This window comes from Pseudoxanthomonas sp. PXM04 (genome assembly GCF_014851695.1).
GTDB classification, from domain to species: Bacteria; Pseudomonadota; Gammaproteobacteria; order Xanthomonadales; family Xanthomonadaceae; genus Pseudoxanthomonas_A; species Pseudoxanthomonas_A beigongshangi.
Map to the genome: position 1 here is coordinate 568,402 of NZ_JACVAG010000001.1, position 22,897 is coordinate 591,298.

General features: G+C 67.4%; 19 protein-coding genes. 14 read left to right on the forward strand and 5 right to left on the reverse strand.

What is annotated here, in order from left to right:
• Window positions 1-33 precede the first annotated feature (33 nt).
• On the forward strand, window positions 34-1,389 hold the full coding sequence (locus tag IB228_RS02760) for a hypothetical protein (RefSeq protein WP_192197514.1): 1,356 nt from the start codon (window positions 34-36) through the stop codon (window positions 1,387-1,389).
• Window positions 1,390-1,405: 16 nt separating this feature from the next.
• Here the strand turns inward: IB228_RS02760 and IB228_RS02765 are convergent, their stop codons facing one another.
• Entirely contained in the window at window positions 1,406-1,876 is a 471-nt protein-coding gene (locus IB228_RS02765; protein ID WP_183643286.1) for a DUF4442 domain-containing protein, read from the reverse strand.
• Between the two features lie 405 nt (window positions 1,877-2,281).
• On the opposite strand from IB228_RS02765, the gene IB228_RS02770 reads away from it, so the two are divergent.
• The 3 genes from IB228_RS02770 (at window position 2,282) to IB228_RS02780 (ending at window position 9,287) form a co-directional block, all read left to right on the forward strand.
• The gene (locus IB228_RS02770) at window positions 2,282-4,441 is read left to right on the forward strand and encodes a TonB-dependent siderophore receptor (protein ID WP_192197515.1); all 2,160 of its coding nucleotides are present in this window, start codon (window positions 2,282-2,284) and stop codon (window positions 4,439-4,441) included.
• A 515-nt stretch (window positions 4,442-4,956) separates the two neighbouring features.
• The gene (locus IB228_RS02775) at window positions 4,957-8,046 is read left to right on the forward strand and encodes a TonB-dependent receptor (RefSeq protein ID WP_183643280.1); all 3,090 of its coding nucleotides are present in this window, start codon (window positions 4,957-4,959) and stop codon (window positions 8,044-8,046) included.
• Between the two features lie 173 nt (window positions 8,047-8,219).
• The gene (locus IB228_RS02780) at window positions 8,220-9,287 is read left to right on the forward strand and encodes an AraC family transcriptional regulator (RefSeq protein ID WP_192197516.1); all 1,068 of its coding nucleotides are present in this window, start codon (window positions 8,220-8,222) and stop codon (window positions 9,285-9,287) included.
• A gap of 59 nt (window positions 9,288-9,346) precedes the next feature.
• On the opposite strand, the gene trxA is transcribed toward IB228_RS02780, so the two are convergent.
• Window positions 9,347-10,204 (reverse strand): thioredoxin, encoded by an 858-nt coding sequence (gene trxA, locus IB228_RS02785; protein ID WP_192197517.1) that lies wholly within the window; start codon window positions 10,202-10,204, stop codon window positions 9,347-9,349.
• Window positions 10,205-10,320: 116 nt separating this feature from the next.
• On the opposite strand from trxA, the gene IB228_RS02790 reads away from it, so the two are divergent.
• The 4 genes from IB228_RS02790 to IB228_RS02805 all read left to right on the forward strand — a co-directional run bounded on the left by IB228_RS02790 (window position 10,321) and on the right by IB228_RS02805 (window position 12,458).
• On the forward strand, window positions 10,321-10,908 hold the full coding sequence (locus IB228_RS02790; RefSeq protein WP_192197518.1) for a hypothetical protein: 588 nt from the start codon (window positions 10,321-10,323) through the stop codon (window positions 10,906-10,908).
• A gap of 94 nt (window positions 10,909-11,002) precedes the next feature.
• Window positions 11,003-11,641, forward strand: a complete 639-nt coding sequence (locus tag IB228_RS02795; RefSeq protein WP_192197519.1) for a hypothetical protein — start codon at window positions 11,003-11,005, stop codon at window positions 11,639-11,641.
• A gap of 11 nt (window positions 11,642-11,652) precedes the next feature.
• Entirely contained in the window at window positions 11,653-11,853 is a 201-nt protein-coding gene (locus IB228_RS19725) for a helix-turn-helix transcriptional regulator (RefSeq protein WP_218533674.1), read from the forward strand.
• Window positions 11,850-12,458 carry a DUF998 domain-containing protein gene (locus IB228_RS02805; protein WP_192197520.1) on the forward strand — a complete coding sequence of 203 codons (609 nt, stop codon included), beginning with the start codon at window positions 11,850-11,852 and terminating at the stop codon, window positions 12,456-12,458. The genes IB228_RS19725 and IB228_RS02805 overlap by 4 nt, the downstream gene beginning before the upstream one ends.
• 4 nt (window positions 12,459-12,462) lie before the next feature.
• Here IB228_RS02805 and IB228_RS02810 read toward each other — a convergent pair whose 3' ends face one another.
• Window positions 12,463-13,752, reverse strand: coding sequence for an amidohydrolase family protein (locus IB228_RS02810; protein WP_192197521.1), 1,290 nt, complete (start codon window positions 13,750-13,752; stop codon window positions 12,463-12,465).
• Between the two features lie 148 nt (window positions 13,753-13,900).
• Here IB228_RS02810 and leuS point away from each other — a divergent pair, with 148 nt between their 5' ends.
• The 5 genes from leuS (at window position 13,901) to rsfS (ending at window position 19,670) form a co-directional block, all read left to right on the forward strand.
• Window positions 13,901-16,531 (forward strand): leucine--tRNA ligase, encoded by a 2,631-nt coding sequence (leuS, locus tag IB228_RS02815; RefSeq protein WP_192197522.1) that lies wholly within the window; start codon window positions 13,901-13,903, stop codon window positions 16,529-16,531.
• Between the two features lie 343 nt (window positions 16,532-16,874).
• Entirely contained in the window at window positions 16,875-17,450 is a 576-nt protein-coding gene (gene lptE, locus IB228_RS02820; protein ID WP_183643253.1) for an LPS assembly lipoprotein LptE, read from the forward strand.
• Entirely contained in the window at window positions 17,440-18,471 is a 1,032-nt protein-coding gene (gene holA / locus IB228_RS02825) for a DNA polymerase III subunit delta (RefSeq protein ID WP_183643250.1), read from the forward strand. Before lptE ends, holA begins: the two co-directional genes overlap by 11 nt.
• A 68-nt stretch (window positions 18,472-18,539) precedes the next feature.
• Window positions 18,540-19,217 (forward strand): nicotinate-nucleotide adenylyltransferase, encoded by a 678-nt coding sequence (gene nadD / locus IB228_RS02830; protein ID WP_183643247.1) that lies wholly within the window; start codon window positions 18,540-18,542, stop codon window positions 19,215-19,217.
• Window positions 19,218-19,247: 30 nt separating this feature from the next.
• Window positions 19,248-19,670, forward strand: coding sequence for a ribosome silencing factor (rsfS, locus tag IB228_RS02835; RefSeq protein WP_183643244.1), 423 nt, complete (start codon window positions 19,248-19,250; stop codon window positions 19,668-19,670).
• Between the two features lie 73 nt (window positions 19,671-19,743).
• On the opposite strand, the gene IB228_RS02840 is transcribed toward rsfS, so the two are convergent.
• Complete coding sequence (locus IB228_RS02840; RefSeq protein WP_183643240.1) at window positions 19,744-21,300, reverse strand: alkaline phosphatase PhoX; 1,557 nt, start codon at window positions 21,298-21,300, stop codon at window positions 19,744-19,746.
• A 119-nt stretch (window positions 21,301-21,419) separates the two neighbouring features.
• Between IB228_RS02840 and rlmH the strand changes: the two genes are divergently transcribed.
• A complete protein-coding gene (rlmH, locus tag IB228_RS02845; protein WP_183643237.1) occupies window positions 21,420-21,890 on the forward strand; it encodes a 23S rRNA (pseudouridine(1915)-N(3))-methyltransferase RlmH in 471 nt (156 codons plus the stop codon).
• Window positions 21,891-22,049: 159 nt separating this feature from the next.
• Here the strand turns inward: rlmH and IB228_RS02850 are convergent, their stop codons facing one another.
• Window positions 22,050-22,748, reverse strand: coding sequence for an energy transducer TonB (locus IB228_RS02850; RefSeq protein ID WP_225562205.1), 699 nt, complete (start codon window positions 22,746-22,748; stop codon window positions 22,050-22,052).
• Window positions 22,749-22,897: the final 149 nt, after the last annotated feature.

The window sequence follows — 22,897 nt, forward strand, 5'->3', positions numbered from 1 at the left end:
TAGGCTGGGCGGGGGAACGCTGTGGGGAGCGATATGAAACGGATGTTGCGGACGTTGTCGGGGATCGTGCTGGCGCTGGGAATCCTGGCGGGAGCCTTGTACGCCGCGTCGTGGCTGTTGTGGCCGACCCGGGCACAGGAACAGGCGCTGGCGGAGATGACCGCCCCCTTGCCGGTGCCCGCGGGACGCAACGCGTTCGCCGACGTGTGGCTGCTGCGCTATGACCTGACGCCTGCCGAGCGCGCCCGCATCACCGCCGGCGATGTGGAGCGGTTCAATCGACGTGGAGCGCCGGCGTTCGGAGCCGACGGCACCGTTGCGGCGGAAACGCCGGGATTCGCCTCCGCGGCGGAAGGACGATACCCGGCGGAGAGATTGCAGGACCCGGATCGTGTGTTGTGCGAAAGCACCGACGTCGATTGCCTCGACAAGGTGCGCGCGAAGCCGGAACAGGTGCGCGCATTGCTGGATGCGCATGCGGGTTTGCTGCAGCGGACCCGGGACGCGCTGGAAAACAGCGACTACCTGAGGATGCCGTTTCGCCTGACCTACGAAACGCCTTTCGCGATCACTGCGATGAGCGACGGAATGCGCCTGATGCGGACGGACGCCGCGCGGTTGTTCGTACAGGGTGATCATGATGCTGGATTGACCCGGGCATGCCGGGCAGCGGACGCGTGGCGGCGCTGGATGCGCGAGCCCGATCTGCTGATCGATCTGATGATGGGCGACTCGGCGCTGACGGGCTGGCTGCACTTGCAGGGACAGATGCTGGCATCGCTGCCCGCCGATGCTCCCTTGCCGGCGGCATGCGCCTCGCTGCGCGATCCGCCGTCGCTGGACGAACGTTCGTTCTGCCGGGTGGTCCAGCGGGAGTTCGAGTTCACCCGCTCGCTGATCGAACTGGCCGGCGACGGGGCGGTGATGCAGCCGGGTGAACCGGAATGGCTCACCTCGCTGGCTTATCGAAAGGACGCGACGCTGGCGATGATGGCGGAGGCACGGGCCTGGCACTGCGGCGCGGCCGTGCGGCGCGAGCTGCTTGCGGACCAGCCGGTGAGTGCGCCTGCGCCGCCTTCTCCGTGGCGGCTGGAATGCGCGGCTAACTGGTTCGGTTGCCAACTGGCCGCGATGGATCACGCCGGCATGACGGAGTACCAGCACCGCATGCAGGACCAGCGCGCCAGGCAGAACCTGATGGCCACCTTGCTGTGGTTGCGCGAACAGCCCCGCGAGGGTCGCTCGCTGGCGCAACGCGTGGCAGCCCGCCCGCTCGCGCTGAAACAGGGGCGCGATATCCGGGTGATCGACGGGCACCTGCGCATGCCCTTGTTCGAACGGCGGAACGCGGCCTACTGGGAACTGGCGATGCCCGCGGAACTGCGCTGACCGCTGACGTGGTGCATCACGCCGCCGCCTCGCCGTTGCGTGCCCTTGGTTTCAGCCGCACGTAGATCTGCTTGCGGATCCGCGCGACCACGTCGCCGTGCGCGTCGATCACGTCCACCGGCAGCCAGCGCAGGTGCTTCTCGCCGTTGGCGGCCTCGGCGCGGATGGCGTCGAGCATGGCTTCGTCCACGCGGAACTCGGCATGCACGGTGCCCTTGCCGGGTTTGACGAATTCGATTTCGCCGGCCTTGTCCCAGACGAAGTAATCGGCGCCCAGACATTCCTTCACCAGAATCATCCAGAACGGATCGGTCATCGAGAACAGGCTGCCGCCGAAGTGGGTGCCGACGTAGTTGCGGTTCCAGGGCCGCATCCGCATCTCCACCCGCGCGCTGCGCCAGTCGTCGGCCATGCGGGTGACGTGGATGCCGCTGAAAAGGAATGGCGGCCAGACATTGAAGATGTGGCGGAGCGTGGAGGCTTTCATGCGGGGGCGGCGGGGGAAACCGGCGGACAGCCTACCATACGCACTGGTATGGTTTTGTTGTTGGCCAGAAATGACGGTTGTCGCTTGCTGGGCCGGGTCATTCGCAGGCACCGCAGCGGTGGCGGGCCGGGACGTGGCGTGGAACGACGACATCTCCATGACGCCAGGTGATCAACCCGCGACCCGCAGCGCCAATGCAGCGCGCCGGATGGCGACCCGCACCGCTCACACAGGGCGGTGGAGGCGTCGTCTCCGGAAATCCCACAGGCGGTTGCAGAAACGACGTGCGACGCGTCGCAACGCGCGCCAATCCGCGACGACTCATATTTGGTAATGATTATCATTTCCATTGGCGTGCGGCTCCGGATGGGGTTCACGACGTTCCCCACACCGATGGAGCAGTTCATGTTCGCGCAGTTCCGCTTTACTTCCGATCGTCTCCCGCTTCTTGCCGGCATCGCGCTGTTCGGCGTGTTTCCTGCTCGCGCCGCCGAGGATGTGTCCGGCGCGACCACGCTGGACACGATCAAGGTCACCGCCGACGCCATCGATCCCGATGACAGCAGGGCGAAAACCGTCAGCAGCGCAACCCGCATCGCGATGGATCCCCGCGATGTCCCGCAGACGGTCAACGTCCTGGAGATGAGCAAGTTCAAGGTGTATGGCCTCAACGACCTGAACGTCCTGCTGGACGGCACCCCGGGCGTGGACACCTCCTACGACATGCGCGGCGACGGCATCATGATTCGCGGGTTTGCGGCGGACTCCAACGACATATACCGCGACGGCATCCGCAACGCCGGGCAGATTCGGCGCGGTACCGCGAACGTGGAGCGTATCGAGATCGTCAAGGGGCCCGCATCGGTGCTGTACGGGCGCGGGCTGGGCGGCGGCGTGGTCAACCTGATCAGCAAGCAGGCCAGCTTCGATGCCGTCAGCAGCGTCAATACGCGCGCCGGATCCTGGGACAGCCGGGCCGCGACCGTGGACATCAACCGGGTGCTGTCACCGAGGTTCGCCGTGCGCCTGACCGCCGATCACGAACACGCGGACAGCTTCCGTCGCGGCATCTCCAGCCACAGCCGGATGCTGTCGCCCAGTGTCCTGTTCGACAACGGCGACGGCCTGGACTGGCTGCTTCAGTACACGGACGAACGGATCTGGCGCCGGCCGGATCGCGCGCCGGCCCACGACAGCCTGCCGGCCGGCGTATCCACCCGCACGGCGTATGCGCATCCGGACGATTTCGTCGCGGACAGGACGCGCACCTTGCGGACCGTGCTGAACCAGCGCCTGTCCGATGACTGGACGGCGCGCGTCACCGCCGCCTGGAACCGGTCGAGCCAGGATTTCGATCACCTCTACGCCGGAAGCTATTGCCGGCCGGACGGTACCCTCCTGGCCAACGGCCGGCCTTGCCCGACGCCGGCCGCCATGACCTTCACCCGCGCCTGGCAGGAAACAGACAACACCACCGCGACCGGCATGATCGACGTGATCGGAAAATTCTCCACCGGCAGGATTGCCCACGACCTGCTGGTGGGCGTGGAATACAGCCGCGAACAACGCAACCCGGATCTGGCGATGTCGACGCCGCGTTCGGACCCGTCACTGCGCTATCCGCATGGCGTGGATCCGTTTCATCCGATCTGGCCGGGGCCGAAGACGCCGCGCGGACGGGCCACCACGTCCAATCGGCATGCCGCCGAGGCGCGGGCCCTCTACGTGCAGGATCTCGTGGCCCTGACGCCGCAGTGGAAGATGATGGCCGGGCTCCGGTTCGATCGCTTCATGTTCCGGTCGCACAATCGCATCAATGGCAAGCAGCGGCGCTATGAAGGTTCGACCACCAGCCCGCGGTTGGGCCTGATCTGGCAGCCCACCGACGCGCACAGCCTGTACGCCTCCTACAGCCGCAACTTCGCCCCCTATGGCGGGCGCGGATTGATGGGCGTTGCCGTCAGCGAAGAGGCGGTGTTCGACGCCAGGCCGCAGTATTCACGCCAGTACGAAGTCGGCAGCCGCAATGACTGGTCGCAGGGACGCCTGTCCTCGCATTGGTCGATCTACGAACTCGAGCTCTACAACGTTCGTTATCAGCCCGACCCCGAGAACGATCCCTTCCATTGGGCAGTACGGGGACGCGAACGTTCGCGCGGTATCGACGGCAGCCTCACCGGGCGTTTGGGCCAGGCGTGGTACGTGCGTGGCGGCGTTGGTCTGCAGGAAGTGCGGATCGTGCAGGATCGGGCCAACCCCGCCAACGAAGGCCGTCATCGCCAGGGCTCGGCGCAAAAGACCGGGAACCTGTTCATGCGCTACGCGCCGGCCGGTGCCTGGTACGGCGAAACGGGCGTGACCTTCCGCGGTCCGATCTACAACGACCTTGCCAACACCAGCAGGCGTCCGGGATATGCGCGCTGGGACGCTTCGGTGGGCTGGCGGACGCAACCGTGGACGATCACGCTGGCGGCCACCAATCTCGCCAACAGCCGGTACTGGCGTTCCACCAGCATGCCGGGAACGCCGCGCAGCCTGCTGCTGAGCGTGAACTACCTGTTCTGAGCGAGCCATCGATCGCCGGAGCGGACGGTGGATCGGGCCACCACCGGATCTTGCCGGTGGTGGACTTGCCGATGGCCGCGATGGGAAGGCATCGCCGCCATCCAGAAATTTTCCAAAAAAAGAGCCCGGCGTGGCCGGGCAGCCCCTCTTGCGGACGCTTGTGGCGTTGCGTCCGTCAGGTACATGGGTGACCGAGAGAGAGAGTGGTCGGGGTGGAGATACTTTGCCCCCGGAATAACGATCCGGCTGTGCATGATTTGCGTGTTGGGTTATCCGCGAAAGGGAATTCGCAGCGCATGCCCTTCTTTCCGCCACCGGATCCGTCTCCGTTCCCCCGCAGGGATTCCCGCACGAAGTTCCTGACGGAATCTGCCGTGCCAATTCGTTTTTCTTGCACAACGTCAATGTGAAGTTCCCGTTAGTTTTCTCGGCAGGACGCCGGGCCGTCGCATGCCTGTCCGCAGCGCGGTCCGACAACGTCCATCTCATCCACCGATTCACTGCCGAGAGCGCCAATGACCAACCAACGGAACCCGAAACATCTCTCCAAAGGACTGCGCCGTACCGCCCTGTGTGCCGCGCTTGGCCTGTGCTTCGCCGGCGGCGTGCACGCGCAGTCCAATTCGTCCGGCGCGATCGTGGGTCGCGCCGCCGCCGGCGAAACGATCACCATCACCAATCCCGCCACCGGCTTCAGCCGCGCGATCACTGCCGGCAGCGATGGCAGCTACCGGTTCTCCGCGCTGCCCACCGGGCAATACACCATCACCTCCAGCAGCGGCGGCAACCGCACGGTGAACGTCAGCGTCGGCACCGCCTCCACCGTCGACTTCGCCGCGCGCGATGCCTCGACCCTGGACACCATCACGGTGGTCGGTGGCTCGTCGATCAATCCGATCGACGTGTCCTCGGTCGAGTCCACCACCATCCTGACCGCCGAGCAGATCGCCAAGGTGCCGGTGGCGCGCGACGCGACCAGCGTCGCCTTGCTGGCGCCGGGTACCGTGCGCGGTGACGTGGCGTTCGGCAACCTGGCATCGTTCGGTGGATCGTCGGTGGCCGAGAACCAGTACTTCGTCAACGGATTCAACATCACCAATTCATTCCGCAGCCTCAACTTCTCGCAGGTGCCGTTCGAGGCAATCGCCGAGCAGCAGGTCAAGACCGGTGGTTACGGCGCGGAGTTCGGGCGTTCGCTGGGCGGCGTGATCAACCAGGTGACCAAGCGCGGCAGCAACGACTTCCATGCGGGCGCGAGCATCTACTACACGCCCGATTCGCTGCGCGAGAAGACCCGCAACACTTATCTTGCCAACCCGCTGGCCTGCGGCCCGGCGCCTTACACCGCGTGCACGAAAGGCCAGTTGCGCCAGGACAGCAGCCGCGACAGCACCTGGGACGTCGAAGGTTCGGTCTGGGCCAGCGGCGCGCTGATCCAGGACCGCCTGTTCGCCTACGGCCTGATCGGCTACAAGCGGCAGGAACAGGAGCTGTGGGGCAACGTGCTGTCCAGCACCAATGTCGACAACTCGGTCAAGACGCCGACCTGGCTGCTGAAGATGGACTGGCAGATCAGCGACAACCATCTGCTGGAGTTCACCGGTTTCTCCGACAAGGCCGATACCGAGACGGCGGTCTACGGCAACACCATCGGCGTGCTGGATAGGCAGGCCCTGATTGGTACCTCGTACGGCGAGCAGGGTGGCGAGAACTACGTGCTGAAGTACACCGGCTACCTGACCGACAACTTCACCTTGTCCGCACTGTACGGGCATGGCGAGTTCTCGCGTGGCCAGTATCTGCGCACGGCCTCGGGCGTGGACGTGCGTTACAACGGCGATCTGCACACGCCGGCCACCGGCTGCCCGATCATCGTCGATGCGCGACCGTCCTCGCGCCAGCAGGCCACCGGTGTGTACGCCAGCAAGTGCAACCTCACCGGCGGCGCGATCCCGCGTTCGGATTCCGGCGACACCCGCGATCAGTTCCGCCTCGATGCGGAATGGCTGCTGGGCAACCACCGCCTGCAGTTCGGCGTGGACATCGACAACTTCGAGTCGGTGTCGGGCACTTCCACCGAGGGCGGACGCGTGTGGCGCTATTCGACCCTGGCCGACGGCACCGACATCGTGCGCGAGCAGATCGTCAACCAGGGATCGGTGAACGAGGTCAAGCAGCGCGCCCTCTATGTCCAGGACAGCTGGAACGTCACCGAGAATTTCATCGCCTACCTGGGTGGTCGCTGGGACACCTTCGACAACCGCGATGGTTTCGGCAACACCTTCGTGAAGGTGAGCAACCAGTTCGGCCCGCGTCTGGGCTTCGCCTGGGATGTGAACGGCGATTCGAGCTTCAAGCTGTTCGGCAACGCGGGCCGCTATGCGCTGCCGCTGACTTCGGACGTGGCGACCCGCGGCGCGTCGGCTTCGATCTTCACCCGTCAGCAGTTCACCTTCACCGGCGTGAATCCGGACACCGGCGCGCCGACCGGGCTGGTGCCCCGCGAAGGTCCCCCGGGCCAACTGCAATACATCAATGGCGAGTTCGGCGAGCCCAAGAATCCGTTGACGGTGGCCGCCAAGGATCTTGACCCGATGTACCAGGACGAATTCATCCTGGGCTTCCAGGCCGCACTCAGCGATCACCTGTCGCTGGGCGTGCGCGGCATCTACCGCAAGTTGAAGGCCGCGATCGACGACAACTGCGACTACACGGCGATCCTGGAGGCGGCGGGCTTCCATCTGGACGAGGATGACGGCTGGCTGGACGGACAGGGTCGCAGCCCGGCGCTGCCGAGCGCCGGCTTCCCGTACTGCCGCATGTTCAACCCGGGCAAGGACGCGGTGTTCCTGACCGACCTGTACGGCGACGGCAATCTGACCGAAGTGAAGGTCAAGGGCGATCGTCTTGCGCCGAAGGCCAAGCGCTCGTACCAGGCGGTCGAGATCTTCCTCGACGGCAACTGGGACAAGGTGTTCCTGCAGGGTTCGTACACCTACGCCAAGAGCAAGGGCAACACCGAAGGCGGCGTCAAGTCGGATATCGGCCAGGTCAACACCAGTGTCACCCAGGACTTCGACTACATCGAACTGACCGCCGATACCTTTGGTTACCTGCCCAATGATCGGCGGCACAGCCTGAAGCTGTTCGGCAACTACGAGATCAGCGACGAATGGTCGGTGGGCGGCAACCTGCTGGTGCAGTCGGGGCGGCCGATCAACTGCCTGGGCGTGCTCTATCCCTACCACGGCGACTTCCACGTCTACGGATCGTCGTTCATGCGTTGCGGCACGACGTCCGCGGGACAGTCGGTCAACCCCGACACCGGTGAACTGAACGGTCCGGTCGAGGCGGTGCCGCGCGGCACCAAAGGCCGCCTGCCTTGGACCTATTCGCTGGATCTGAACCTGCGTTACGCGCCCGCCTGGGCCAAGGGACTGTCGTTCAAGGTGGACGTGTTCAACGTGCTCAACAAGCAGCGGGTCGTGTCGGTGGTCGAGCAGGCGGAGGATCCGGACACCGGCCTGCCGTCGGACGCCTACCTGCTGCCCACCGCCTACCAGCCGCCGCGCTCGGTGCGCTTCATGGTGCAGTACGACTTCTGACCCGCGTCCGGTTTGCATTCCATGCCGTTTCGATGGCCGCCTTCCCGGCGGCCATCGTCGTTTCCGCCCATGTCGGGATGACGTTCATCACCTGCGAACGACGATTCGTCACGACCGGGTTGAGGGGGGACGGGGCGGGGGACAGCATGGTCCCGTCTTGAAGGGGATGCGTCATGCGCGACGACACGGTGTCAGCCGGCAAGCAGGACTGGGAAACGGGAGGGTTGCCCCTGCGGGAAGACGACGGGGAACGGGAGTTTTCCGGCCACGCATGCGACGTCGTACTGATGGACGCGGAAGGCGCCGACATCCTCCTGCCGCGCGCTGGCGTCGGCAATAGCGCGCTGTATCTGATCCACGCGGCCCGGCCCGGCGCCTTCGTCGAACTGCCGGCGGGCTGGTGGTCGGTGCTGGTGCCGCTTGCGGGTACGGTCAGCGCCGCCGGCGAGCGGTTGCGCTGGGACATCGACGCGGGCCGATGCCTGCTCTGGGATCGCCCCTTGCGGATGATGGGAGGTCGGTCGGACGGCCGCTGGCTGTGCCTGTGCGGTCCGATGGAAGCCTGGATCCGGGGAGGCTGCGAATCGCGGGTGATGGCGGATTTGCTGGCGGATGAAATGGCGTGCCCTCCGGATCTGGTGACGCGGCTCGTGGCGCTCAGGGCGATGTTGACCGCACCGGAACACACGCGGGATGTCGCGCGAGGACAGGGCATGGGACATCGCGGGAAAGCGGCGATCGTCCGCAGCGTGTTCGGTGTCGCGGAAAGCATGCACGCGCAGCAGCAGGGACTGCGCGCGCTGATTGATCGTTGCCCGGGACGCAGCCATCGCCGCAAGCGCTGGTCGATGCAGCGCCTGCTGCGCATCCGTCACGCGATCGTCAGCGGTCATCACGACGGGCGGATGAGCCTGGATCGGCTGTCCCGCCAGGTCAGCTATTCCCGCGGACACCTGGCGCGGGTCTACCACAGCGTCTTCAGCGAGACTCCCAGCGAATGCGCAATCCGGATGCGCTTGCAGCGTGCGTTATGGCTGGTGGAGCAGACCGGGCTGGCCTTCTGCGATATCGCCGAATACACCGGCTTCGACAGCCAGAGCTCCTTCAGTCGCGCCTTCAAAGGCCGTCATGGCGTGACGCCCACGCAGGCGCGTGCGCGCAGTCGCGACGCGGGCTGTGGCGCCGAGCAAACCCGGCGAGGCGGTGTCCGGCCAGCGGAGCAAGCTCCGCTCCACGTGTAGCGCCGAGCTTGCTCGGCGGGAGGATGACCGGCAGCGGAGCAAGCTCCGCTCTACGTGGTTCAGAACAGCAGCGACGACATCCGGCGGCGGTAGCGGCCGACCAGCTCCTCGTCCTCGATGACGCGGAAGGCATCGATCAGCGTCTTCTTGGGCAGGCCTTCCTGGTAGCCGCGATCGCGGGCGAGCATTTCGATGAACTGCGTCAGCGCGGCTTCGTCGTCGCCAGCGATCAGGCGGTGCACGCCCAGCAGATGGCGCGCGCGCAGATCGTCCGGACTGGCGGCGACCGCGGCTTCCAGCACCTCCACCGGCGGCGCATCCTTGAGCGCCGATACGAATCCCAGTCGGGCGCGGGCGCGCACGGCGCGATCGTCGGTGGCGAGATTGGCGGGCAGGGCGTCCAGCAACTGCTCGGCCTCGTGGGCGGCGCCGGTCTTCAGCAGCGCCAGCGCCAGGTCCAGCTTCAATTCGTCCTTGTCCGGCTCGGCTTCCACCGCATGGCGCAGCGCGACCACCGCGGCATGCGGGTCCACCGCGACCTCGGTGGCGGCCTCCGCTTCGTCGGCGGCCGCCGGTTCGATGCCGTGCTGCTTGAGGAATTCACGCAACTGGCCCTCGGGCAGGGCGCCGGGGAAACCGTCGACCAGTTGCCCGTCCTTGACCAGGAACACGATCGGCACCGAGCGGATCTGGAAGGCCGCGGCGATCTGCTGCTCCTTGTCGACGTCGACCTTGGCCAGCAGGAATGCGCCGTTGTACTCGCCGGCCAGCTTTTCCAGGATCGGGCCCAGGGTCTTGCAGGGACCGCACCAGGTCGCCCAGAAGTCGACCAGCACCGGAACTTCCAGCGATTTGCGCAGGACGTCGGTTTCGAAGGTTTCGGCGGTGGCGTCGAATACGTGGGGCAGGTCGGTCATGGGGAAGAGGGCGGTCGTGGACGGATGCGGCCTGAGATGGCGGCGATTGCCGTTGCTTTCAAGCACGGGCAGCGGGTCGTCGCTGCCGCCCCCCCTTCCGCCTGGAGATTCACCGCATGAACCCGCTGTCCCGCGTGGCCGCCGCCGGCCTGCTGCTGTTCGCGTTCCGTCCATCCTGGGCGGGTGAGGAAATCCGGCCCTCGGTCGAGCGCAATGCCGCACCGTCCGTGCAACTGGACCACTACGCCCGCTTCGAACTCAAGCCGGTGCGGATGGATGCGCCCTATGCGGGCCAGGAGACCAACGAGAAGGCCCGCAACGCGGTGCAGGAAAACCTCCGGCAGGGGCTGGGGCAATGGGTGGCGCAGCGCAACGCCGAAGCGGTGAAGGCCGAGCCGGCGCAGACGCTGGTGATCGAGCCGGTGATCGAGAAAGTACGTTTCATCAGCGGTGGCAAGCGATTCTTCGCCGGCGCCTTCGCCGGCAGCTCGCGCATCCTCCTGCGGCTGCGCCTGACCGATGCGGCATCCGGCGAGCTGGTGGCCCAGCCCGAGTTCTACCAGCATGCGCGTGGCATGGCCGGCGCCTGGACCGTGGGCGGCGCCGACAACGCCATGCTGGCGCGGGTCGCCAGCCTCGCCGGGGACTACGTGACGGCCAACTACACCGCGCAGGTGGGAGGACCGACGGGGTGGGAAGAATAGGGCCGCCATCCCCGGGTCGCCCTGATGTAAAAAAGACTTGACATGTCGGTCGGCCGATGTAAGGTTAACTTTACATTCGGCCGGGGCGTCATCAATGAAGGGATATCCGGGGAACAGGGCGGTCCGCTACGGATTGCTGGCGGCGGCGGGACTGGCGCTTTGGCTGCTGCTGGCCGGGCCGGGCCGGGTGCTGGGCTTGGACCCCGGCCAGATCGGCATGGCGCTGCTGGTCGCCACGACATGGATCGCGTTGTACTTCGTGCGCCACGCGCCCCGCGACGAGCGCGGACAGACGGTTTCGCCGGGCGAATGGCGCGCCTGGATCGGTGTCGGGTTCATGGCGGCGGCGGTGGCCTATTTCCTGGCCAGGCTGGACCTGTTCACCGGACCGGAAGGCATGGGCAGCGCACACGCCCGCGCGGTCGCCCGCAACCTGGTGATGCTGGGCATCGCCTGGGCGGTACTGGGACAGGTGCTGGCGGCACGCTGGAAGGGCCAGATCCAGGAAGACGAACGGGATCGCGAGATCGCGCGCCGGGCCGCTCATTGGGGATACGGCGCGCTGGTGTTCTGCGTGATCGCGCTGGCCGTCACGCTGGGCTTTTCACCCGCGCACCGGCTGCAATGGGCCAGCCACTTCCTGCTCGCCAACCTGCTGGTACTGGTCCTGATGCTGGGGTGGCTGTGCGAGTACGCCGCCACCGCCGTCTACTACTGGCGCGATCGCCGGTGAGCGGAACGCCCATAGCCAACGACATCCGCCGTCTGCGGACCGAACGCGGCGACATGACCCAGCAGGCGCTGGCCGACGCCTGCGGGGTCACCCGGCAAACTATCATTGCGCTGGAGGCGGGGCGCTATGCGCCGTCGCTGGAACTCGCGTTCCGCATCGCGCGGACGTTTGGCATGGGTGTTGAAGAGGTGTTCCGTTGGGAAATGCAATGAATCGCTGGCTGCCGCTGGCCGGCATCGCCGGCGCGGTCGTGTTCGCCGCCGCCGCGGTGGGTTTCGGATGGGCCCTGCCGGGGTATTCGCACGTGACCCACCCGATCGCGGTGCTGGGCGCCAAGGGCATCCCGCACGCCAATGCCTTCAACCTGCTGGGCCTGATGCTGCCGGGACTGCTGGCCTCGGCGGCGATGCTGTCGCTGCGCCAGCGGCTGCCGCGCGACGCCGGCTGGCCGGTGCGGATCGGCGCGCAGTTGCTGTTCCTGTCCACGCTGGGCGTGGTCGCGCTGGGTCTGCTGCCGCTGGATCCGGAGGATCTGCACAACGCCAGCAGCAGTTACCACGCCACCGCGTGGATGCTGTGGTGGGTCGCCTTCGTGCCCGGCGCGCTGCTGCTGGCACTGGGCCTGCGCGGCCGCGCGGGCTGGTGGGGCGTCGGCCGCGCCAGCGTGCTGGCGGCGGTGGGAATGCTGTACGCGGTGCTGTTCGCGGTCGATACGCTGCCGGCCGGCGTCGCCCAGCGGCTGGGCTTCGGGATCTGGTGGATCTGGGGCGCCTGGGCGGGCTGGGCCGCGTGGCGCGCCGCCGTCAGGGGCGCCTGACCCCTCAGGGCTGCTTGAACAGCACGCCGTCCTTCATCACCAGCGCGACTTCGAGCACGCGCTGGATGTCGGCGACCGGATCCCCGGGCACGGCCACGATGTCGGCGCGCTTGCCGGCCTCGATCACGCCCTGATCGTCCACCCCCAGCACTTCCGCCGCGCGTACCGTCGCCGCCTGCAGTGCCTCGGCGGCGGGAATGCCGGCTTCCACCATGTAAACGAACTCGCGCGCGTTGTCGCCGTGCGGCCCCACGCCCATGTCGGTGCCGAAGGCGATCTTCACTCCGCTGCGATACGCCTTGGCGGCGGTGTCCTGGATCTGCGCGCCGATGCGGGCGGCCTTGGGGCGCACGACTTCCGGGAAGTAGCCGTCCACCTTGGCCTTCTCGGCGACGAAGCGGCCGGCGTAGAGGGTCGGCACGTACCAGGTGCCGTGCTGCTTCATCAGCCGCATCACCTCGTCGCTCATGTAGGTACCGTGCTCGATGCTGGTCACCCCGCCGAGCACGGCGCGCTTCATGCCTTCGGTGCCGTGCGCGTGCGCGGCGACCTTGTAACCGTAGTCGCGCGCGGTCTCGACGATCGCCTTGACCTCGTCCACGGTGAACTGCGGCGCGTCGCCGGATTTGGCGTAACTGAGCACGCCGCCGGTGGCGGTGATCTTGATGACATCGCTGCCGTCCTTGTAGCGCTGCCGCACCGCCTGGCGCGCGTCGTCGACGGAGTTGATCACGCCTTCGGTGGGGCCCGGCGGGCCGATCAGGTGCGACAGGTGATCGTTGTAGCCGTTGCTGGGATCGGCGTGGCCGCCGGTGGTGGCGATGGATTTGCCGGCCGCGAAGATGCGCGGCCCCTTCACCAGGCCCTGGTTGATCGCATCGCGCAGGTGCGGGGCGATTTCGCCGCCCAGGTCGCGCACGCTGGTGAAGCCGGCCAGCAGGGTCTTTTCGGCGAAACCCACCGAGCGATAGGCGAAATCCACCGGATCCAGGCGGAATCCCTCCGAATAGCTCTGCGGATTGGACTGGCTGCCCAGATGGACGTGCAGATCGGTCCAGCCGGGCAGGCAGGTGTGACCGGCCAGGTCCACCGTGCGGGCGCCGGGCACTTCGACCCGGCCTTCCAGCACCTCGGCGACGCGGCCCTGGCGGACCACCACGGTACGCGCCGGGAGCAGCTTGCCGCTGCGTGACTCGAACAGCCGTTCGCATTGGAGCGCCAGCGGTTCCGCGGCGCGAGCGGACAGCGGGACAAGCAGGATAGCCAAGGCCAGCGGCAGGGCGGGACGGGACATGCGGGGCTCCGGGGCGGGTCCGGGCCATGGTAGCCGAGCGTCCTGGCGTGGATCCGGCAGTCGGCCCGTGACCTTCCGGAGTGGAGCCCTCTGCTGCACTGCGGTACCCTTGCCGACTTTGCCGTCGCCTTTCCCGCCTACGCCTGCCATGTCCGCTGCCGAACCCGTCGCCTACGAGCCGAAATCCGTCGAATCCGCCGCCCAATCGTTCTGGGAGACGCGCCGGGCCTTCGAGGTCGACGAACAGTCCGACAAGCCCAAGTACTACTGCCTGTCGATGCTGCCGTATCCGTCCGGCGCGCTGCACATGGGCCATGTGCGCAACTACACCATCGGCGACGTGATCAGCCGCTACAAGCGCATGACCGGCCACAACGTGCTGCAGCCCATGGGCTGGGACGCGTTCGGCCTGCCGGCCGAGAACGCGGCGATCAAGAACCGCACCGCGCCGGCCAAGTGGACCTACGCCAACATCGACCACATGCGCAGCCAGCTGAAACTGCTGGGTTACGCCATCGACTGGTCGCGCGAGTTCGCCACCTGCCGTCCGGACTATTACGTCCACGAACAGCGCATGTTCACCCGCCTGCTGCGCAAGGGCCTGGCCTACCGCAAGAATTCGGTCGTGAACTGGGATCCGGTCGACCAGACCGTGCTGGCCAACGAGCAGGTTATCGACGGCCGCGGCTGGCGCTCGGGCGCCGTGGTCGAGAAGCGCGAGATTCCGCAGTGGTTCCTGCGCATCACCGACTACGCCCAGGAACTGCTGGATGGCCTGGACGAACTGCCGGGCTGGCCCGACGCGGTCAAGACCATGCAACGCAACTGGATTGGCCGTTCGGAGGGCCTGGAGATCCAGTTCGCGGTCGAAGGCAATGATCCGCTGACCGTATTCACCACCCGTCCCGACACGCTGATGGGCGTGACCTTCGTGTCGATCGCCGGCGAGCATCCGCTGGCGCTGAAGGCCGCCGCGTCCAATCCCGCGCTGGCCACGTTCCTGGCCGAACTGAAGCAGGGCGGCGTCTCCGAGGCCGAGCTGGAGACCCAGGAAAAGCGCGGCATGGACACCGGCCTGCGCGCCGTGCATCCGATCACCGGCGAAAAGCTGCCGGTGTGGGTGGCCAACTTCGTGCTGATGGGCTACGGCACCGGCGCGGTGATGGCGGTGCCCGGCCACGACCAGCGCGATTTCGAGTTCGCCACCAAGTACCAGTTGCCGATCCAGCAGGTCATCGCGCTGAAGTCGCCGCGCAATGACGAGGAGGCCAGCTACGACCCGACGATCTGGCGCGATTGGTATGGCGACAAGACCCGCGAGGACCTGGAACTGGTGAACTCGGGCGAGTTCGACGGCCTGGGCTACCAGGGCGCCTTCGAGGCGCTGGCCGAGCGCTTCGAACGCCAGGGCCGCGGCCAGCGCCGGGTCAACTACCGCCTGCGTGACTGGGGCGTCAGCCGCCAGCGCTACTGGGGCTGTCCGATTCCGGTGATCTACTGCGACAAGTGCGGCGCGGTGCCGGTGCCGGATTCGCAACTGCCGGTGGTGCTGCCGGAAGACGTCACCCTGGACGGGGTGAAATCGCCGATCAAGGCGGATCCGGAATGGCGCAAGACCACCTGCCCGGAATGCGGCGGCGCGGCCGAGCGCGAGACCGACACCTTCGACACCTTCATGGAGTCGAGCTGGTACTACGCGCGCTACACCTCGCCGGGCGCCAGGGACATGGTCGACAAGCGCGGCAACTACTGGCTGCCGGTGGATCAGTACATCGGCGGCATCGAGCACGCGATCCTGCACCTGATGTATTTCCGCTTCTACCACAAGCTGCTGCGCGACGCGCGGCTGGTGGACAGTGACGAACCGGCGACCAACCTGCTGACCCAGGGCATGGTCATCGCCGAGACCTTCTATCGCGACAATCCGGATGGCTCCAAGGACTGGATCAATCCGGCCGACGTGGACGTGCAGCGCGACGAGCGCGGCCGCATCACCGGCGCGACCCTGCGCGCGGACGGCGCGCCGGTGCAGATTGGCGCGGTCGAGAAGATGTCCAAGTCGAAGAACAACGGCGTGGACCCGCAGGCGATGGTGGAGCGGTTCGGCGCCGACACCGTACGCCTGTTCTCGATGTTCGCCGCGCCGCCGGAGCAGTCGCTGGAATGGAACGAGGCCGGCGTGGAAGGCATGGCGCGGTTCCTGCGCCGCTTGTGGACGCAGGTGCAGAAGCATGCGGCTGACGGTCCGGCGCCCGCGGTGGATCCGGCCACGCTGAGCGCCGGGCAGAAGGCGCTGCGCCGCAAGACCCACGAGACCATCGACAAGGTCGGCAACGACTATGGCAAGCGCCACAGTTTCAACACCGCGATCGCCGCGGTGATGGAACTGTCCAACGCGGTGTCGAAATTCGACGACGCCAGCGACAGTGGCCGCGCGGTGCGCCAGGAAGCGCTGGAAGCGGCGGTGCTGCTGCTCAACCCGATCACGCCGCATGCCAGCCACGCGCTGTGGCAGGCGCTGGGCCATCCGGAAACGCTGCTGGAAGACGTCGCCTTCCCGCAGGTCGACCCGGCCGCGCTGGTGCGCGATTCGGTGACCCTGGCGGTGCAGGTCAACGGCAAGCTGCGCGGCACCATCGAGGTCGCCGCCGATGCCGCCCGCGAGCACATCGAGGGGCTGGCCCGGGCCGAACCGAACACCGCCAAGTTCCTGGAAGGCGCGACCATCCGCAAGGTGATCATCGTGCCGGGTAAGATCGTCAATATCGTCGCCGGCTGAGCCGGCTTGGACGCGTGGGCGACCCGCGTCGCCCAACCCCGCCCCGCGATCGCCGCCGTTCGCGGGGGGACCGTTCCAGACGTGCGCGGCGTCATCTCCCCTTCGCCGTCATCCCGGCGAAGGCCGGGATCCGTTTCCCCGAAAGGGTGAATGCCACGCGCCACCCGATTCCGGCTCGACCCGCCACTCGGCCGTCGAAGGCCGCTGGATGAAGATGCGCATGACGGTAGAAGCCGCGCATTGCCGCATCGACATCCCGAATCCCGAATCCCGAATCCCCCGTATTCACCTGCGGGCCGGCTAGGCTATTGCCGCCTTTCGCGGCCTCGTCCAGACTTCGCCCATGATCCGAACCCGATTCCTTGCCGCCGCCGCCTTGGCCCTGTTGCTGGCCGGCTGCGGATTCCACCTGCGCAGCCGCATCGCGCTCCCTTCCGATCTGGGACCGGTCCTGGTCCGCTCTGCCGCGACCTACAGCGACCTGGCTTACAAGCTGGTGCGCGGGTTGCAGGCGGCCGGTGCCGACGCGCATACGCCCACGACCGCGGACCTGGAGGCGGCGAAAGCCGCCGCCGCCAGCGGCGACATGGTCCCCAGGAAGGCGGAACTGGTCATCGTCTCCGAGCGCTGGGGTGATCTGCCGATCGCGGTGGACGCACTGGGCCGCGCCCAGGAGTACAGCCTGCGCTACGCCGTCGTGTTCGTGTTCCGCAAGGCCGACGGCACCGATCTGGTGCCGCAGCAGGTGGTGGAGCTTTCGCGCGACTACGTGTCGCCGCCGGAGAACGCCACCGGTACTACGACCGAGCGCGAGATCCTGGCCGACGAACTGCGGCGCGAGATGTCCGCTTCGATCCTGCGCCGGGTCGACGGTGTGGTGCGCGCCGGCCAGATGGTCAAGCCGGCCGATGGAACTTAAGCCCGAACAGATCGCCGCACGCGCCGATGAGCCGCTGCTCCCGGCGTACCTGATCGCCGGGCCGGAAATGCTGCGGGTGCTGGAAGCCGCCGACGCGGTGCGCGCGCAGGCGCGTGCGCAGGGCATCGGCGAGCGCGAGGTATTCGACGCCGACGGGCGCGATTTCGACTGGAACGAACTTGACGCCAGCTTCCACGCCCCGAGCCTGTTCAGCGCGCGGCGCCTGGTCGAGGTACGCCTGCCAGGCGGCAAGCCGGGCAAGGAGGGCGCCGAGGTCATCAGCCGGTTCTGCGCGAATCCGCCGCCCGACGTGGTCCTGCTGATCACCGCCGGTGAATGGTCGAAGGCCCATCAGGGCAAATGGGCCGACGCCGTCGCGCAGATCGGCGTCCTCGCCGTCGCCTGGGCCATCAAGCCGCACGAACTGCCTGGCTGGATCGAGAGCCGGCTGCGCGCGCGCGGGCTGCGGGCCGACCGCGACGCGGTGCAGGCGCTGGCCGAGCGGGTGGAAGGCAACCTGCTGGCCGCGGCGCAGGAGATCGACAAGCTGGCGCTGCTGGCGCAGGGCGGAAGCCTGTCGGCGGAAACCATGCAATCGCTGGTGGCCGACGCCGCGCGCTACGACGTGTTCCGCCTGACCGACGCCATGCTGGCCGGGCAGGGGCCGCAGGTGTCGCGGATGCTGGCCGGCCTGCGCGCCGAGGGCGACGTGGTCGCCGGCCTGATGCCGATGGTGGTCAAGGAATTGCTGCGCACCGCCCATCTGGCGAGGGTGCAGGCGTCCGGCGGCAACCTGGCCGCGGAAATGAAATCGCAGGGCATCTGGGAATCCAAACAGGCGCCGTTCAAGCGGGCCTTGCAGCGGCACGCCGCACCGCAGCGCTGGGAGCGTTTCGTCGCCGAGGCCTCGCGCATCGACCGCATCGCCAAGGGCCGCGCGCCGGGCGACGCCTGGGTGGCGATGGAACGGCTGCTGCTGGCCGTGGCCGAGGCGCGCGCGGTGCGCCTGCTGGTGGCCTGAGGCGGATCTTTTCCCGCGCCGGCAATCCCCGCACACTGCCACGGTCTCCGCGACGGCCCTGACACCGCATGCTCCACCTTTTCTACGGCGGCACCTTCGATCCCGTCCATAACGGGCATCTGGCCATTGCGCGGGCGGCCCGCGACGAACTCGACACCCTGGTCGCGCTCACGCCCGCGGCGGATCCGCCGCATCGCGCCCCGCCGGGCGCCAACGCGGCGCAGCGCGCACGGATGCTGGAACTGGCCATCGACGGGGAGGTCGGCCTGCATGTCGATCGCCGCGAACTGCGCCGCGCGCTGCGCCAGCCCGAGCGCCGCTCGTACACCGTCGACACCCTGCGCGAACTGCGTGGCGAACTCGGCGCGCGCACGCCGATTGCATGGCTGGTGGGAGCCGACAGCCTGGTCGGACTGCCCACCTGGCACGAATGGCGGGACTTGTTCGAACTGGCGCATTTCGTGGTGGCCGAGCGCCCGGGCAGTCCGCTGGACGGCGAGTTGCCGGTTGAACTCGCCGCCACGATTGCCGGTCGCTGGACGACCGATGCCGGCGACCTGCGTGCGTCTCCCGCGGGGCGGATACATCGGCTGCACCAGCCGCTGCAGCCGGAGTCGGCCAGCGACGTGCGCCGGCGGATCGCCGAAGGCTGGCCCTGGGAAGACCTGGTCCCGCCCGCCGTGTCCGCCTATATCGCGGACGAGCGGCTCTACTTCACGTCGGCGGCGGCGGACGGTCCGGTATAATCGGGCCGAGTTCCCGGAGTCACCAGACCTTTGTCCAGCCAAGCGCAAGTCATCAAGACCCGTCTTCCCAGCCCCCCGCCGGCCGTGCCGGTCCTGCTCGCCAACGTGCACGCGGCGGTGGAAGAACTGAAAGCCAAGGATGTCGTTGAAATCGATGTGCGCGGCAAATCCAGCGTCGCCGATTTCCTGGTGATTGCGTCCGGCACGTCCACCCGCCACGTCAAGTCGATCGCCGACGAAGTGGTCAAGTTCGCCAAGAAGCTCGACGTCATGCCGCTGGGCGTGGAAGGCGAGCGCGAGGCCGAGTGGGTGCTGGTGGACCTGGGCGACGTGATCGTCCACATCATGCTGCCGCGGGTGCGCGAGTTCTACGCGCTGGAGCGGCTGTGGACGGTGGGCGACCAGCCGCCGGAGCAGGACGAAGTCGAAACCGGTGCGGAAGATCGCCTGTAAGCGGCTTTCGGTTCCGCGATGAAACAACGGCGCCGAAAGGCGCCGTTGTCGTTTACGTGGCGTGCGTTGCGCCTTAGAGCGGCCCGCGCTCCCACGGCCCGGTAATCGCGAAGGTGATACCCGGGGTCTGGATATTGACGAACAGCGTGCGTGATAGCGGATCCCAGCAGGCCCCGCAGAACTCGCTTTCGCGGTAGTCGCCTTCCTCGATCGTCTTGCCGGCGTTGGCGATCTGGGTCGAGGTCACCTGTATGTTGTTCTTGCACAGGTAGAACGATTCGCCGGCCCGGGTCAGGCCGATCAGGCGCGCGCCGGGACCGTACTCGTCCGGACTCTCGCCGCCGTCCTCGCACAGTACGACGCCGCCGCGCGCGCTCACGGTGATGTTGTCCGGATTGTGCGCGGCCAGCTGGTGGCCACTGACGAACAGCGCCTTGATCTGCTGGGTGAACAGATCCAGCACCCATACCGCGCCGTTGCCACGTCCCTTGCGGCCCTGCGCATCGACGCCGGTGCTGGTGTCGACGATGAACATCTTGCCGTAGCTGTACCAGATGCCCTCGCCGCGGCTCATGCGCAGCGCGCCCTCGCTCCAGGCCTGGGCGAACGGACCGCTGAGGGTCTCGCCGGCGGAGATGTCGGGGAAGCCGGCGGGAGCGGCGATGGTGTCCAGATCCGGTTCCGGCACGTCGACCCATTCCAACTGGTAGCGGTCGCCGATGCTGGCCACGGTGAGGTCGGCGTTGCGCTTGCCGCGCACGCGCGCGGCCTGCAGGCGGCCGCCATTTTCCAGCGAGCCGTTGCGGCCTCGCCGATCGTTGGGGACGAAACGGTACAGCCCGGCCTTGTTGCGGTCGTCTTCGGTCAGGTAGACGATGCCGGTGCGCGGGTCCACCGCGACCGCCTCATGGCTGAAACGGCCCAGGCCGACCAGCGGACGGCCGGTGGTGCGCTCGTTGTCCGGATCCACCTCGAACACGTAGCCGTGCTTGCGGCCGGCGCTGGAGGTGGCATCGGTCTTGATTTCCTCGCAGCTCAGCCAGGTGCCCCACGGGGTCAGGCCGCCGGCGCAATTCACCAGGGTGCCGCCCAGGCTGGGCTCCAGCGCGTTCCAGCCGGTACCGGCACGGTAGGTGAGGGTGGTGGTGCCGCCACCGGCCACCTGGCTGCCGTCGACGAGGCCGGTGTCGTACATGCCAGGCGCCTGGATGGGGGCGCCCGCGCCACGTTCGTGGTTGCGGATCAGCACGTATTCCAGCCCACCGTGGCCATGGCCATGGCCACGTCCGTATCCGTGCCCGCGGCCCGGGCGTGCGATCCGGGTGGCGACCACGGCCATGCCGTCATGGCGATCCGGGCAGGGCTGGCCGTCGTCCATGCGATCGCCGGTCCAGCCGAACGAGCGATAGCTGAAGCCGCGCGGCAATTGCAGCAGCGGCAGGCCGGTGGTGCGGTCGGCGACGGGCGCGATGGGCCCGTAGCGACTGGGAACGGGGGACAGCCGCACCGATTCGGTGGCGGCGAGGGCCTGGCGCGAATACAGCGCGCCCAGGCTGCCCATGGCGCCCATGGCCATGGCGGCGGCACTGCCCTTGAGGACGTTGCGGCGGGCAGGATCGAAGACGGTCATCATGCGACTCCAGCTGGCGGGGAGCCGGTGACGCTAGGCACTGCGTGTAACCGCTGGATGACAAAGGCATGACGCTTGCATGCGGTCCGACGAAAGCGTGGCGCCGGTATCATTGCGGCATGAAGAGCAGGTTGATCGCCACCGGCGAACGCGCCCCGGCCTGGGTGGCGCAGGGCTTCGCCGAATACCAGAAGCGCCTTTCGCACTGGCTGCCGTTCGAACTGGTGGAAATCGAGCCCGGCCTGCGCGGCAAGGGCCGGGACCCGCAGCGCGCCATCGAGGACGAGGGCAAGCGGGTGCTGGCGGCGGTGCCGAAGAACGCGCACATCATCGCGCTGGAAGTCACCGGAAAGCCGTATTCCTCAGAACAACTGGCGCAACGCCTGGAACACTGGCGTGGGCAAGGCCGGGATCTCGCCTTCCTGATCGGCGGTCCGGAAGGCCACGCCGCCGACGTGCTGGCCGCCGCGCACGAGAAGTGGTCACTGAGCCCGCTGACCCTGCCGCACATGCTGGTGCGGCTGGTGGTGGCCGAGCAGATCTACCGCGCCGCGGCGATGCTGGCGAATCATCCTTACCATCGCGCTTGAGTCGGATTCATCGAATCTTCGAGACACGCTGCCGCGAGTAATCGCTCGGGCAATCCGCCGAATGGCGTTCAGCATCCTTGCCAAGCGATTGCGGAAAAGTGGAGGCCCGCCGAAGCGGGCCTCTTGATACCTGTGATCGAGCGGATCAACCCGAACGAATCAACGCAGTACAAAATCGATCGGGACCAAACCGTAGGCCTGCACAGCGATGCCGTCGCGAACCGCGGGCTTGAAGCGCCAGTGTTTCAGCACATGCTGACGGGCTTCGCGATCAAGGTTGCGGTTGCCGCTACTGGTCTCGATCACCACTTCCAGCGGTGCGCCATCGACATCCACCAGCACTTTCAGTACGACGGTGCCTTCGATGCCGGCGCGTGCTTCGACCCGCGGATAGGGAGGAGCAGGCGCTGTCACATACTGGAGTTGCGAACCGACCATCGGCGAGGTGTCCGGCGAACCGATATCGCTGGTTGGCGCGGAATCAATCGTATCGCTGGTGGCAGCGATCGTGCCCTGATCGATGATCGGTGCGGTATCGGGGACGTTGGCCGGCGTTGTCACGGCCGGAGGGGTTACCGGAGTGGGAACGCGCTTGTCCTGGGGTGTTGGCTCCACCGGTTGCGGCGGCAACGGCGGCGGCGGAATGGGATCCGCCTGCAGCGGTACCGGTATCCGCTGTTCGACAATCTGCGCGATCTGCGGCGCCGCCATCGGCATCAGCAGCAGGAGGAGGGCGAACACGTGCAGGGCGATGGCCGCGGCGATGGCCAGGATGCGGCCGATGTCCAGACGGGTCGGGGTGCGGAAGGGTAGTGCGCGAACCATGGTCCACCTCCTGAAGGGCTGTGACAGGAACAACGCTCGGCCGCGAGGAGTGGGGTTGCAACGCCCCCGCGCCGCAGTTCCAGACTGTACTCCGCCGTGTGGTGGCCGCAAGAGGGGGGCGACCAAGGTCGAATGAATGCCGTTCCGGACGCCGGAAACGGCAACGGCGCCCGGAGGCGCCG

Bases quoted from the DNA above. Each gene is read 5' to 3' on its own strand.
- IB228_RS02760 (WP_192197514.1), top strand. From the start codon at position 34: ATGAAACGGATGTTGCGGACGTTGTCGGGGATCGTGCTGGCGCTGGGA.
- IB228_RS02765 (WP_183643286.1), bottom strand. From the start codon at position 1,876: ATGAAAGCCTCCACGCTCCGCCACATCTTCAATGTCTGGCCGCCATTC.
- IB228_RS02770 (WP_192197515.1), top strand. From the start codon at position 2,282: ATGTTCGCGCAGTTCCGCTTTACTTCCGATCGTCTCCCGCTTCTTGCC.
- IB228_RS02775 (WP_183643280.1), top strand. From the start codon at position 4,957: ATGACCAACCAACGGAACCCGAAACATCTCTCCAAAGGACTGCGCCGT.
- IB228_RS02780 (WP_192197516.1), top strand. From the start codon at position 8,220: ATGCGCGACGACACGGTGTCAGCCGGCAAGCAGGACTGGGAAACGGGA.
- trxA (WP_192197517.1), bottom strand. From the start codon at position 10,204: ATGACCGACCTGCCCCACGTATTCGACGCCACCGCCGAAACCTTCGAA.
- IB228_RS02790 (WP_192197518.1), top strand. From the start codon at position 10,321: ATGAACCCGCTGTCCCGCGTGGCCGCCGCCGGCCTGCTGCTGTTCGCG.
- IB228_RS02795 (WP_192197519.1), top strand. From the start codon at position 11,003: ATGAAGGGATATCCGGGGAACAGGGCGGTCCGCTACGGATTGCTGGCG.
- IB228_RS02805 (WP_192197520.1), top strand. From the start codon at position 11,850: ATGAATCGCTGGCTGCCGCTGGCCGGCATCGCCGGCGCGGTCGTGTTC.
- IB228_RS02810 (WP_192197521.1), bottom strand. From the start codon at position 13,752: ATGTCCCGTCCCGCCCTGCCGCTGGCCTTGGCTATCCTGCTTGTCCCG.
- leuS (WP_192197522.1), top strand. From the start codon at position 13,901: ATGTCCGCTGCCGAACCCGTCGCCTACGAGCCGAAATCCGTCGAATCC.
- lptE (WP_183643253.1), top strand. From the start codon at position 16,875: ATGATCCGAACCCGATTCCTTGCCGCCGCCGCCTTGGCCCTGTTGCTG.
- holA (WP_183643250.1), top strand. From the start codon at position 17,440: ATGGAACTTAAGCCCGAACAGATCGCCGCACGCGCCGATGAGCCGCTG.
- nadD (WP_183643247.1), top strand. From the start codon at position 18,540: ATGCTCCACCTTTTCTACGGCGGCACCTTCGATCCCGTCCATAACGGG.
- IB228_RS02840 (WP_183643240.1), bottom strand. From the start codon at position 21,300: ATGACCGTCTTCGATCCTGCCCGCCGCAACGTCCTCAAGGGCAGTGCC.
- rlmH (WP_183643237.1), top strand. From the start codon at position 21,420: ATGAAGAGCAGGTTGATCGCCACCGGCGAACGCGCCCCGGCCTGGGTG.